A 12,505-nucleotide genomic window follows, 5' to 3' on the forward strand; every position below is an offset into this window, starting at 1 on the left:
GTCATGATCTACGGACGATTGTACCACAGCCGCCCAGCGCCAACACGTCCGTCGCGATACGCACAAAAAAAGCCCGCCCGGCTTAGAAGGGGGCTAAACGGGCGGAAACATGGAGGACGATTTGTCCATCGTAGGGTCTGACACCTCTAATGGTAGGCCACAGATGTTGCGGGAAGATAGAGAAACCTTAAAGAATTTGTAAAAGTTCTAGAAGACGTGAAAAGGCTCCTGCTGTTTTTCAGCCTGCTGGCGGCTGACGCCTTCCACGCAAAAGACTCTGTGTTCCGCGAAAACACAGAGTCTTTTTTGCCGTACAGGAGCGCCGGCTGATCACTGCAGGAGCTGCAAAAACTGGCGCGTACGCTCTTCCCGCGGGCGGGTGAAGAGCTGCTCCGGCGTGCCGTGTTCCACAATCACGCCCTGGTCCATGAAGATCACCTCGTCCGCCACGTCCCGGGCAAACGCCATTTCATGGGTGACGACGACCATCGTCATGCCTTCCAGGGCCAGTTCCTTCATTACCTTCAGCACTTCGCCGACGAGCTCCGGGTCGAGGGCGGACGTCGGTTCGTCAAACAGCATCACCTGCGGGTCCATCGCCAGCGCGCGGGCGATGCCGACGCGCTGCTGCTGGCCGCCGGAGAGCTGGGCGGGGTAGTGGTCCAGCTTGTCCGCCAGCCCCACCTTGGTCAGCAGGGAGACCGCCTTGGCCCTGGCGCTGTCCGGATTTTCCTTCTTGACCGTGACCGGCCCCTCCATCACGTTTTGCAGGGCAGTCATGTGCGGGAACAGGTTGTAGCTTTGAAACACCATGCCGGTTTGCCTGCGCAGCCGGGCAATCTCCGCCTTGTCCACCTTGCCCCGGGCGGAGAAGTCCAGCTTTACCTCGCCGATTTGGACGCTGCCTTCGGTCGGCAGCTCCAGCGCGTTGAGGCAGCGCAGCAGGGTGGTTTTGCCTGAGCCGGACGGCCCGATGATGACGACCACCTTGCCTTTTTCCACCGTCAGCGAGACCCCTTTTAACACATGCAGGTCTCCAAAGCGTTTGTGAAGATTCGAAATGACGATCATCCAACATTCTCCCCTTCTAGGCGACGTAGCGGTCCAGCCTGTTTTCGATCCGGTCCTGGATGAAGGAGAGGACCAGGCAGATCAGCCAGTAGATGAACGCGGCTTCCGAGTAGACCAGCAGCGGTTCGTAGGTGGTGGCGGTGATCTCCTGCGCCTTGCGGAACATCTCCGGCACCAAAATGGCTGCGGCCAGCGACGTGTCTTTCACCAGGCTGATGTACGAGTTGGAGAGCGGCGGCACCGAGACGCGGGCGGCCTGCGGCAGGATGACGCGCTGCAGCGCCTGCCGGTAGGTCATCCCCAGCGAATAGGCGGCTTCCCACTGTCCCTTGGGGATGGACAGAATCGCGGCCCGCACCACTTCCGACGCGTACGCCCCGACGTTCAGGGAAAAGCCGATCACCGCGGACGGAAACGGGTCGATGGTCAGACCCACGCTGGGCAGCCCGAAAAAGATAATGAAGAGCTGCACCAAAAGCGGCGTGCCGCGGATGATGGAGACGTAGGCGCGGGCGACGGCCACCAGCGGCTTGCTGCCGGAGATGCGGGCCAGCGCCGTCAGGATGGCGATCACCAGGCCGATGGCAAACGAGATGATGGACAGCGACAGCGTATACGTCAGCGCTCCTTTCAACAGGGGAAGAAACGAGCTCTGCGCGATCTCGATCCATCTGTTCAGGCGTTCGGGATTGTCGAACAAGCTACTTGGAAACATCTGCACCAAACCATTTCTCCGAGATTTTTTGATACGTGCCGTCGTTCATCCTGTCGTCCGGCGCCGTGTGGAACGCGTCCACAAGCTCCCTGCCGCCTTTGCGGAACACGAAGCCGTTCCTGGCGCTGTCCGGATGCTTGACGACGATTGTGATCGGCGTGTCCGGCTTGTGCTTCCGAAAGTCCAAGAGGGACAGGCCGTCGTGATGAGGACGCCCACCCGCCTGGAGACAAGCAGGTCGATCGCCGGTTGAAGCTGACACCCCTTCCACGTCAAAGCCGGTCAGCTTGCCCGACGGGTCGTGGAACATAAAAGGGGATACACACAAAAGCAGGGGGAGATGAGTGCGGAAAACCATCGTGTTTTCGTGAAAAATCCCCCTGAAGCGATGTGACGGGTTGCGATGTTGAGACCATACTAAAAGGGTTTGGCCGTTTTGTCAACGTGCCGGATTCCGCTCTGTCGCAAACGGGATTGAGGTCGGTAAAGCCTCGCCGTTTCTTGGGTGTAAGAAGAAAAGTGGCCGACCTCCGTCCGACCGGAATCAGAGGCCGCGCCACTTGGCAGAGGCAACCGGGTTATTGGCTGATGTCTTCGCCAAACCATTTTTGGGAAATCTGCTTCAGCGTACCGTCCTGCTTCATGCTCTCCAGCACCTTGTCGATCTCCTGCACCAATTCGTCGCTGCCTTTGCGGAACATGAAGGCGCACGGGACACCATCCGTTTTCACCTTGACGATCTTGATCGGGGTGTTCGGCTTCTGTTTCAGGAAGTCGAGGACGGACAGGTTGTCGTTGATCACGACGTCGACGCGCTTGGTGGCGATCAGGTCGATGGCGTTGTTGAAATTGTCGACGGCGACGATTTCGGCGCCCAGTTCACGCGCCATGTCGGCGTAGTTGCTGGTCATCGACTGGCCGGCTTTCAAGCCTTTGATGTCTGGAAAGTCCTTGACCGTTTTATTGTCCTTGTGCGTCACCAGCACGGCCCGGGAAACGGAGTACGGCTTGGAAAAATCGTATTTTTCCTGGCGCTCCTTCTTGATGCCCACCTGGTTGGCGATCACGTCAAAGCGCTTGGCGTCGAGGCCGGCGAACATGGCGTCCCACTGCGTCTCCTGGAAGACCGGCTCCACGCCGAGCCGTCTGGCCACTTCGGTGATGACGTCCACGTCGTAGCCGGTCAGTTTCCCCGATTGATCGTGGAACGTAAACGGGGCATAGGTGCCTTCCGTGCCGATGACCAGTTTGCCTTCCGCCTTTACTTTCTCCAGCAGGTTTTGCGGGGCGGCCTGGCCGGCGGAAGAACCGGATTGTTCAGGCTGGGCGGGCGTTGTGGAAGTACCGCAGCTTGTAATTCCGAGTAACAAACTAGAAATTAATGCGACACAAACCCATTTTTTCATCGAGAAACCCCCACTAAGTTGATATGAATTTCATGGTTCATACTAAAAGGCTGTGCCCGATTTGTCAATGACCAGAAACATCCGGCCTCCCTTCTCTTTTTTTAGGATAACCAAAAAGGCATGAAGGGTGATGGCTGCGCGACCACAATGGCTCGCCCAGTCGCCGCCCGGCTGTGAAGTTCGTGGTTGAGTCTGCACACGAAGAGGCGTACAATAGGAACGAAGCCCCCCTTTACCGGAAAGCGGGGGCTGCTTCTTCTGGCATCATCGCATCATCGAAAAACGGACCTCCGGCGGCGCTCGTGGCGATATGGCGCCGGAGAGAAAAAAGGAGATTTCACGATGCTGAACGACTGGCGCATGTATACGGACGAAACCGGTACGGAGCAAAACCACACGGCCTGGCACGAGGTGTTGAAGGCGATCGCCCAACTGGACGGAACGACCCGGACGCTGGTGCACGCCGCGTACGGCGACCACGTGGATCTGGTGGTGGCCGGCGGGAATCAGGGACTCGTCCTGGTCCAGTGGAAAGAACACGAGCCGGTCGAGCGCCATTACGTGCTGGCGCAGGACAAGCCGCCGGCCGTCATGACGACACTGACGATCGAGGGCAGCGAGGTGGCTTTTCCCGCCGCCTGGTGCGTACCGTTGGAGCAGGCGATTCCCGTCTGCGGCGACATTTTGCGCACCTGCGAAAAAGGGGAACCGAACGGCCTCTCCTGGCAGCCGGTGGAGATGTAGAACCGGGAAGAGGCACCGGAGGTCGTCGAAGATGGAAATAAACACGCTCATCCAATCGATCCTGGTGATGGCGGCGATCATCGGCATCGGTGCGGTGATCGGCTGCCGACAGCCGCTCGCGGCCGATTCCCGCCAGATCCTGATCACGATCATCGTCAATGTGGCGATGCCCTGCATCATTTTGGACGGGGTATTTCAAACGCCGATTGACGACCGCCTCATGCTGCAAATTTTTGCAATATTCGCTGTTTCCGTACTATTGAATTGTCTCGGCATTCTGATCGGCTGGCTGGGGGCGCGGACGCTGCCGCTGTCTGCCAAAAAGCGGCGCGAACTGGCTATTCTCTCCGGCTTGGGCAATACTGGATTTATCGGCCTTCCGCTGTGCGCCGCCCTGTTCGGGCCGAAAGGGGCGGTGCTCGCCGCCGTCTTTGACGCCGGGCTTGATTTTGTCATGTGGACCGTGGCGGTGATGATGCTGCAGGAGAAAGGGGCCTTCTCGCTGAAGGGACTGAAAGCGATGGTCAACATTCCGATGATCGCCATCGTCGCCGGTCTCGGCTTCGCGATGTCCGGCCTGACGCCGCCGGAACCGGTGAAGCAGTTGGCCGCCGCGCTGGCCCGGCTGGCTTCGCCGCTGGCGATGCTGTACATCGGCATGCTGCTGCCGCTCCTCTTGCGCAGCAAGCCGCAGGTGTCCCTACCGCTGTTGGGCGTGCCGATCACGTTCAAGCTGTTTGTGTTTCCGCTCTCGGCGGCGCTGCTGTTGTCCGTGCTGCATGTGGACGCGGAGATTACCCGCGTCGCGGTCGTTCAGGTGGCCATGCCGACGGTGGCGATGGCGTCCATCCTGTTCGCCCGGTACGCGGCCGATGAGGAGATGGGCGCAATGACGACGGTCTTTTCCACGCTGCTCGCGCTCTTGACGATTCCCGCCGTGCTGATGGTGGGCAGTTTGTTGATCCGCTGACCGCGGTCGGATCGGTTTTGGCTTATCATGAAACATTACCCATCTCCATGCAGTCATACAAGGTGAACAGCAATACAGGATGTAACAGATTGGAGGAATTGCGCATGAAATGGAAGAAGGCTGTGGCCTGCGCCGTCGGGCTGCAACTGCTCCTCGCCATTCCGGCCGGGGCTGCCGTGAACGCCAAGATCACGGTGAACGGGCACGCCGCGCAGTGGAAGCACGAGGCCATTACCGTGAACCAGCGGACCTACACGGCCGCGGAGGATGTGAGCGGGATTCTGCAAGCCGCCTGGCAGGTGGAGGGCGATACAGGGGTGCTGACGCTGCCGTCGAACAGGACACTTGCTTTCAAACTGCACACCGACGAAGCGGCCGTCGACGGGAAGTGGACCACGATCGAGCACGGAGCCCGGCAGTACAACGGCACCGTCTATCTGCCGCTCCGCTGGGTGATCGAACAGGCAGGGCTTTCGATCCGTTGGAACCCAAGCACGAAGGAGGTGGATATCGTGAAGCCGAAAGGAGACGATGATGCGTTCAAGGTGCTCGAGAACGCGCTTTTGAGCGCAGAGGAAAAAGCGTTTGTCCAGAAGGTGAAGGAGCAGCGGGGCGTACACAAGCTGGGCAGCCTGTACGTGATCGCCCTCGGCCAGGCGCCCAATCCCGGTTACGGATTGAAGGTGACCGGTACGGAGTGGAGCCTGGAACAGCTCAAGGTGTACGTCAAGCAGACCAAGCCGGACCCGGGCAGGATCTACGCCCAGGTGATCACCTACCCGTATCTGATCGCCCGGGCGAAACTGCCGCCGAACACAACCGTCCAGTTTTACGATGCCGATACGAAACAGCCGCTGTTTCAACAGCAGAAGAACAGCCAGCCGGGCCGATGAGGGCCTGGCTTTTTGTTGCCTTTCCCACCCGGATGCTGTAAAGTAATAAGATAGAAAAGATTGGTACGATCATCCTGGGGAAGGAGGTGCAGGTACGTGTTTGGTGCCGTTCAAGCGTGGTTTGTGGTAGAAGTTACCAGCATGACGCATGAGGGAATCCGCCAAGGGGGTAGTCTGCCCTTTTTTGGTCATACAATTGAGCGGAATCAACCAAGGCGTACCATGCATCGATAACCCATCGACTGTCCGATTGCGCGACGATGCCGCAGGTGTAGGCCTGCGGCTTTTTTGCGTCCAAAAAAGGCCGCCGGCGAGTGTGCTGCCCGGAGCAGGAGGCGTTTCCAACGTTTCCGGGGCGGGAGCGGGCCCGCTTGGCCGGACCTGTCTGTCGGGCAGGGCGGTGGCACAACCCCAAGGAGGCGTTTTTCCATGATCATCATCGCGACCCAACACGTGCAAAAGTCGTACGGAGCGGACCCCGTTCTGCGGGATGTCACGCTGGAGATCAAGGCGGGCGAGCGGGTCGGCATCGTCGGACCGAACGGCGCGGGCAAAACCACGCTGTTCAAGCTGCTGGCCGGCCTGGAGCAGCCCGACGCGGGAGAGGTGTTCCGGGCGAAGGGCATCCGCTGGGCCTACCTGCCGCAGACGCCGCAGTACCCGCCGGAATGGACGGCGCGGGACGTGATCGCCAGCGCCTTTGGCGACGTCCTGGCGATACAGGAAGAGATGCGCTCACTGGAGCGGGAGATGAGCCGCGTCGGTGAAGCGGACCGAGAGCTGGAGCGGCTGATCGGGCGCTACCAGACGCTGCAGTCCGAGTTTGAGCGGCTGGACGGCTATCAGTGGGAAGCCCGCATGGCACAGGTGACGGACGGCCTGGGTCTCTCCGAGGGATTTCTGTCCACGCCCTTTGCGCGGTTGAGCGGAGGGGAGCAGACCAAGACGGGACTGGCCAAACTGCTCTGCCAGCAGAGCGACGTTCTTCTCCTGGATGAGCCGACCAACCATCTCGACCTGGAGGCGATGGAGTGGCTGGAGGGGTTTTTGCGCGACTATCCGGGAACGGTGCTGATGATCTCGCACGACCGCTGCTTTCTGGACGCGGTGGTCAGTTCCATCTACCACCTCGACGGAGGCGTGGCGGAACACTACACCGGCAACTACAGCACCTTCGTCAAAGAGCGGGAGGAGCGGCTGCTGCGCCAGTTTGCCGAGTACCAGGAGCAGCAGAAAAAGATCAAAAAGATGCAGGAAGCGATCAAACGGCTGAAGGAGTGGGGCAACCGCTCCAATCCGCCCAACGAGGCGTTTCACCGCCGGGCGAAAAGCATGGAAAAGGCGCTGGACCGGCTGGAGCGGATCGAACGGCCCCGTCTGGAAGCGGAGCGGATGGGCCTGGCGTTTCACAAGGCGGAGCGGAGCGGCGAAGAGGTGCTGGTCGCGGAGGGCGTGAGCAAGTCGTTCGGGGGGAAGCGGCTGTTTGACGGCGCCTCCCTCCTGCTGCGGTACGGCGAGCGAAAAGCGATCCTCGGACCCAACGGCTGTGGCAAGTCGACGTGGATCAGGATGATGGTGGGCGAGCTTCCGCCCGACGCGGGAACGGTGCGGATCGGAAGCAGTGTCAAGCTCGGCTATCTCTCCCAGCGGGCGCTGGAGGGGGACCAGGAGCGGCGGGTGATCGACGTGTTTCGGGAGACGGCGGCCGTCTCCGAGGCGGAAGCGCGTCACCGGCTGGCCGCGTTTTTGTTTTACGGCGAACAGGTGTTCAAGCGGATCGGCCAGTTGAGCGGCGGGGAGCGGATGCGCCTGCGGCTGGCGCAGTTGATGCACCAGGACGTCAACCTGCTGGTGCTGGACGAGCCGACCAACCACCTGGACATTGAGGCGCGCGAAACGCTGGAGGAGGCGCTGGCCGGCTTTCAGGGATCGCTGCTCATCGTCTCCCACGACCGGTACTTTTTGCAAAAGATGGTGGACGGCGTCTACTGGGTGGAAAACGGCCGGCTGGTCCACGACGAGGGAACCTTTGAAGAGGCGCGGGAAAAACGAAGACAGCGGCACAGCGGGGCTGGCAGCCGGACGGCGGAGAACGCGCGGAAAGCGGGGGAGCCGCTGCAAAGCGAAAAGCGGCCGCATGCCGAAACGATGCCGCACACGATGAAACCGGCCGGTTCCGGCCCGGATGCGGCCAGCTCCCGCAAGCGGCCCAACCCGTACAAGCTGGCGGAACTGGAGCGGGCGATCGCCGAGCGGGAAGCCCGGCGGGATGAGGTGATGGCCCTGCTGTCCGGCGGCGAGACGGACTACCGGAAACGGATCGGCTGGCAGCAGGAGCTGGAGCGGTTGACGGAGGAGATCGACGCCCTGTACCGCGAGTGGATGGAGCGGCAGGAGAGCTAGCCGGGAGAGCAGGCAGGAGAAAAGGTGTCCCCCTTGACGGAACGCAACGGTATAAGTTACCATTATATTGACAATTGATATATTTTGAAAAAAGGCAAACCTATTGAAAAGTAGGGACGCAAAGCTAAGGGCCTAAGGTAACTTCGTTTACTATGGCAGCCGGTTGCCAATCTGTTTTTTAAGCCTTCTTGCCCTTTTAGCAGGAAGGCTTTTTTTATTTTGGCAGAAAAAGGGGGTTGGGCCCGAATTTGGCAGGGATTGACGAGAGGCAAGGATGAGTGGCAACCGTAATCATGAAACCTGGAGGTATCAAAAGTGGCAGCAAGACATGCAGTTGACAATGAGCAAGATCATCATGCAATCGTTGTAAAACACAAGAACGTAGCCAAAAACGTGAAAATCACCACATTATTGCTTACATTATTTGTCGTCACATTGGTTTCCGTCGGATATCTTTCCTTCACCGCCTTGAACAACATGGCAGCGTTCAGTCAGGACATGGACGATCTGTACGAGAAAAACATGCTCAAATCCCTTGCACTGAAGCAGTTTGAAACGGACTTTTACAGCATCAGGCTTGAAACCGCAAAACTGTTGTTTGCCAGTCGCTATGATCAAAATGTGGTACAGTCGATCGAAACCCAGAAGTCCAGCGCGGGCAGCATCCTCGAAGAAGTTCGGAATCAAGAGATGAGCGAGGAACAGAGGGCCATTATTGACGAAATCGACAGAAATTATACCCGTTATCTGGAAGCAGTGGACTCGTATATCGGCAGATTGAAGTCCAACGTGGCAACGACGGAAGAAGAGAGAGCCCAACTCACCCAGTATGCTGACACTGTTCAAACCAATATCAACAAACTGGTGACCTTGCAGGCGGATGAGGCGAAACAAGTGGTGAATCAAGCCGACGGGGAATACCAGCAGGCGAAAAACCGGTTTATTGGAGTTGCTGTCGGAATCGCCGTAATCGTTGGTGGCCTGACGCTGCTCCTGACAACACTGATGAAAGGCTCCATGGCTCAGATCAACAGCGTCCTGGCAAGGCTCTCGGCATATGACTTCACCGTTTCGCTGGAAGCGGAAGGCAAAAACGAATTTGCCCAGATGAACAGGTCGTTGTCAGTGGTCATCGACAACATGAAAAAAGCATTGACAGAGGTAAAGAGCAATTCGCATGAAGTGACGGATCATTCCCGAAACCTGGCGGCTGTTTCGGAGGAAATGTCGGCATCCTATCAGGAGCTTGCTGCGACCATGCAGCACGTAGCAGCGGGAGCGGCCACTCAGGCCCAGGATTTGTCCGAGATTGTCGGGGCTCTGTCGCAGTTGACCAGCAACATCGAACATGTGTATCAGGAACTGCAAAACGTCAAGGACGAAACCGAAACGGCTGAGAACAAAGCCCATATCGGAAAAGAAGAAATGGATAAGCTGGTCACCTCCATGGAGGAGATCAAACAAGCCATTGGAGTCGTTGTCAAGAAAGTGGGGATTCTGACCGACTCGGTCAAGGAGATCAGCGGCATTACCGATATCATTTCCGGCATATCGGACCAGACCAACCTGCTGGCGTTGAATGCGGCCATTGAAGCGGCAAGAGCGGGAGAAGCAGGCAGAGGGTTTGCGGTGGTGGCGGAAGAAGTCAGAAAACTGGCGGAAGAGTCCAGGCAGCATACCAATACCATTCTCCAGTTGGTCGAATCGATCCACAACGATACGGATGAAGTGATCAAAACGTCCCAGAACGTGGAAGCCTCCGTCATGGAGCAGGTGACATCGGTGGAAAACACGGTAAAATCCTTTGCGGATATCCTGGCTTCCGTCGAAAACATCGCCCCTCTGATGAAGAAGACGTACATGGCCATGGACGAGATCGTGAAGTCCAAGGATATCGTGATGGAACGGGTGGAGCAGGTAAGCGCCGTTACAGAGGAAAACTCGGCGACCACGGAAGAAGTCGCAGCCTCTTCCGAAGAACTGACCGCATCGTCGGAAGAAGTGGCGTCCACCGCTCAACAATTAAGTGAAATCGCCACGGGCTTGATGGAAACGGTAAACAGGTTTAAAGTGTAGCGTTTTTCCTGAAACGAAAGGGAGTGTGTCGATTACGATTCCCGTATCGATGCACTCCCTTTTGTCATGGAGCGGGGAAGCCCTGGTCAAGCCCGGGCCTTCCCCGTTTTCCCCCGGGCGTTCGATTACGAAAGGATGGTGGGCATCCTACGCTTGGGCGCTGGGCTCCGGCAGCCGGCGGTAGCGGGCGCGGAACAAGACCAGCATGACGACCATCAATACGCCTCCGACGATGAACGGACCGCTTTGGTACCATCCGTAGACGGCGCCGCCGGCCAGCGGACCGAGGATGCGTCCCAGGCTGTCCATGGAGCTGATCGTTCCGCTGGTGACGCCCTGGCCCTGGGTGGTCCGCTGCGTAATCATCGCCGTTCCGGTGGCGCGGATCATGCCCTGCCCCGCTCCGAACAGGGAGAGCGTGAGCGCCAGCGCCCAAAAATTGGCGGCCAGCGGGATGGCAAAGAAGCCGATGCCGTACAGGATCAGGCCGATGGTCAGGACGAGCGGTTCGCCCATCCGCTTCACCATTTTGCCGATCAGTCCCCCTTGGACGAAGGCGGAGATGATCCCCATGACGAGAAACATGTAGCCGAGGTCTTTCGATGAGTAACCGTACAAATCGTTTATGTAGAGGGCAAATGTCGTCTCCAGGCCGGAAAAGGCAAACGAGACGATGAACATGATGCCGTACAGGAGCGAGAGCGGTCCAAACAGGGCGGCCAGCGGATTGCCCCGCTTGTCCCGGGAACTGCCCGTCCGCTTCTCTCGCGGCAGGCTTTCCGGCAGCGCAAACAGAATGATCAGAAACGTCAACAGCGCCACGCCGCCCGAGACGAAAAACGGAACGGCAAAGCCCCACCCGCTCAACAGGCCGCCGAGGACGGGACCAAACACGAAGCTGAGGCCGACTCCGGCGCCGATCACGCCCATTCCCTTCGCCCGTTCTTCGGGCGGAAACAGGTCGGCCACCATCGCCGTGACCGTCGGCATCGCGGCGGCGGAGACAATCCCGCCGATGATGCGGTAAGCCAGCATCGCGGCATAGCTCTCGGCCAGGCCAAACAGGATAAAGGTGACGGAAAATCCGAACAAGCCAAAGGCGATCAGCGGTTTTCGGCCGATCCGGTCGGACAGCATGCCCCAGATGGGGGCGAACAGGAGCTGCATGATGTTGTAGCTGGCAAACAGAATGCCGATCTGCAGCGAAGAGGCGCCGACGTTTTCGGCGAAATACGGGAGAATCGGTATGATGATGCCAAAGCCCAACATGGTGAGGAAGGCGACCAGGAACAGGAGGGCAAGGTACTTCTTTTTCACGCGAACCATACCTCTTTCCACACAGTTTGTCATGCTGTTTCCACCTTACGGGATGGTTTTGTCGAAGTCAAGCGATTCACCGGGACGCCGCCCCGCCGGCGTGGTATAATAACAGGAAGTCACACATCGTATTGAAATCCGCGATGTATCCGCGCATGAGGGGTTGTCAATCATGTCTACTGCAATGATCTACTACCTGGCCTGGGAAGAAGACGACTGGCTTGACGAGCTGCTAGACCGCTTTCCCGAGCTGAACGCGCTCGTGCCTACGGCCAAAACGTTTCAGATGATACAGGAGCTGCGCCGGACGGGCGAAGTGGAGCGCTGCGTCATCGTCCTCAACGCCGCTGCCGAACAGGAAAAGTGCCATCAGTTTTTACGGCTGCTGGCGGAGGACGAGCAATTGTCCCGCGATCCGCTGTACATCGTCGGGCTGAAACCGGATGAGGAGGCCGCCTGGCAGGAAGCGTACCCGCACGCGAACATTGTCGTCATCACCGGGTTTGCCGTCGAGTTTGACTACGATGCCGTGCTTTCCCGCATGGCGGCCGATTTGGAGGGAGTGCGTTGAAGGAACAGCCGGGCGACTTTGACCTGAGCGCGTTTTTGCAGCGATACGGTCTGTTTATCTACACGGGCGATCCGGAGGGCGACCTCCTTTTGATCGAAGACGAAATCCGTGAACTGTACCAGCTCGGCGTAATCGACAAGGAAGAGATGGTGCAGGCGCTGGCCGCCCTGCGCAAGCGGCGCAAGGCATAGGGGAATCCTTCAGAAAACAGTCTCGTGCAGACTGTTTTTTTCTTATGGAAAAGGGCACACGCTTGAAGGAAGGGCCTCTCTGTCCGATCCCCCGGCAATCTTCAGAAATTCTTAAGCGTTTCCCTCTCTTTTTGCTAAGGTTTCCGCG

The 12,505-nt window shown here is 58.6% G+C and carries 12 protein-coding genes and 1 riboswitch; of the genes, 7 read left to right on the forward strand and 5 right to left on the reverse strand.

Annotation, left to right across the window (positions count from 1 at the left end; translation table 11 throughout):
* Positions 1-330 precede the first annotated feature (330 nt).
* The 4 genes from A6764_RS06130 to A6764_RS06145 all read right to left on the reverse strand — a co-directional run bounded on the left by A6764_RS06130 (position 331) and on the right by A6764_RS06145 (position 3,192).
* Positions 331-1,071, reverse strand: coding sequence for an amino acid ABC transporter ATP-binding protein (locus tag A6764_RS06130; protein ID WP_035299779.1), 741 nt, complete (start codon positions 1,069-1,071; stop codon positions 331-333).
* A gap of 16 nt (positions 1,072-1,087) precedes the next feature.
* Complete coding sequence (locus tag A6764_RS06135; RefSeq protein ID WP_029098617.1) at positions 1,088-1,786, reverse strand: amino acid ABC transporter permease; 699 nt, start codon at positions 1,784-1,786, stop codon at positions 1,088-1,090.
* Positions 1,773-2,096 (reverse strand): transporter substrate-binding domain-containing protein, encoded by a 324-nt coding sequence (locus A6764_RS06140; RefSeq protein ID WP_255309668.1) that lies wholly within the window; start codon positions 2,094-2,096, stop codon positions 1,773-1,775. Before A6764_RS06140 ends, A6764_RS06135 begins: the two co-directional genes overlap by 14 nt.
* Positions 2,097-2,364: 268 nt before the next feature.
* Positions 2,365-3,192 carry an amino acid ABC transporter substrate-binding protein gene (locus A6764_RS06145; RefSeq protein ID WP_065067050.1) on the reverse strand — a complete coding sequence of 276 codons (828 nt, stop codon included), beginning with the start codon at positions 3,190-3,192 and terminating at the stop codon, positions 2,365-2,367.
* A gap of 342 nt (positions 3,193-3,534) precedes the next feature.
* Here A6764_RS06145 and A6764_RS06150 point away from each other — a divergent pair, with 342 nt between their 5' ends.
* The 5 genes from A6764_RS06150 (at position 3,535) to A6764_RS06170 (ending at position 10,278) form a co-directional block, all read left to right on the forward strand.
* A complete protein-coding gene (locus A6764_RS06150) occupies positions 3,535-3,936 on the forward strand; it encodes an Imm1 family immunity protein (RefSeq protein WP_029098620.1) in 402 nt (133 codons plus the stop codon).
* A gap of 31 nt (positions 3,937-3,967) precedes the next feature.
* The gene (locus A6764_RS06155; protein WP_065067049.1) at positions 3,968-4,906 is read left to right on the forward strand and encodes an AEC family transporter; all 939 of its coding nucleotides are present in this window, start codon (positions 3,968-3,970) and stop codon (positions 4,904-4,906) included.
* A 104-nt stretch (positions 4,907-5,010) separates the two neighbouring features.
* A complete protein-coding gene (locus A6764_RS06160; RefSeq protein ID WP_065067048.1) occupies positions 5,011-5,799 on the forward strand; it encodes a stalk domain-containing protein in 789 nt (262 codons plus the stop codon).
* Between the two features lie 429 nt (positions 5,800-6,228).
* Positions 6,229-8,202, forward strand: coding sequence for a ribosomal protection-like ABC-F family protein (gene abc-f / locus A6764_RS06165; RefSeq protein WP_065067047.1), 1,974 nt, complete (start codon positions 6,229-6,231; stop codon positions 8,200-8,202).
* Between the two features lie 83 nt (positions 8,203-8,285).
* Positions 8,286-8,373: riboswitch (cyclic di-GMP riboswitch) on the forward strand.
* Positions 8,374-8,517: 144 nt separating this feature from the next.
* Positions 8,518-10,278: a methyl-accepting chemotaxis protein gene (locus A6764_RS06170; protein WP_083989795.1), complete on the forward strand. Its 1,761-nt coding sequence runs from the start codon at positions 8,518-8,520 to the stop codon at positions 10,276-10,278.
* A gap of 147 nt (positions 10,279-10,425) precedes the next feature.
* Here the strand turns inward: A6764_RS06170 and A6764_RS06175 are convergent, their stop codons facing one another.
* Positions 10,426-11,595 (reverse strand): MFS transporter, encoded by a 1,170-nt coding sequence (locus tag A6764_RS06175; RefSeq protein ID WP_044897277.1) that lies wholly within the window; start codon positions 11,593-11,595, stop codon positions 10,426-10,428.
* A gap of 172 nt (positions 11,596-11,767) precedes the next feature.
* Here A6764_RS06175 and A6764_RS06180 point away from each other — a divergent pair, with 172 nt between their 5' ends.
* Both A6764_RS06180 and A6764_RS06185 read left to right on the forward strand, forming a co-directional pair.
* The gene (locus A6764_RS06180) at positions 11,768-12,166 is read left to right on the forward strand and encodes a hypothetical protein (protein ID WP_035299790.1); all 399 of its coding nucleotides are present in this window, start codon (positions 11,768-11,770) and stop codon (positions 12,164-12,166) included.
* Positions 12,163-12,357, forward strand: coding sequence for a YqgQ family protein (locus A6764_RS06185; protein ID WP_029098627.1), 195 nt, complete (start codon positions 12,163-12,165; stop codon positions 12,355-12,357). Before A6764_RS06180 ends, A6764_RS06185 begins: the two co-directional genes overlap by 4 nt.
* Positions 12,358-12,505 lie beyond the last annotated feature (148 nt).

Origin of the sequence: Brevibacillus sp. WF146 (genome assembly GCF_001673705.2) — a bacterium.
Taxonomy (GTDB): domain Bacteria; phylum Bacillota; class Bacilli; order Brevibacillales; family Brevibacillaceae; genus Brevibacillus; species Brevibacillus thermoruber.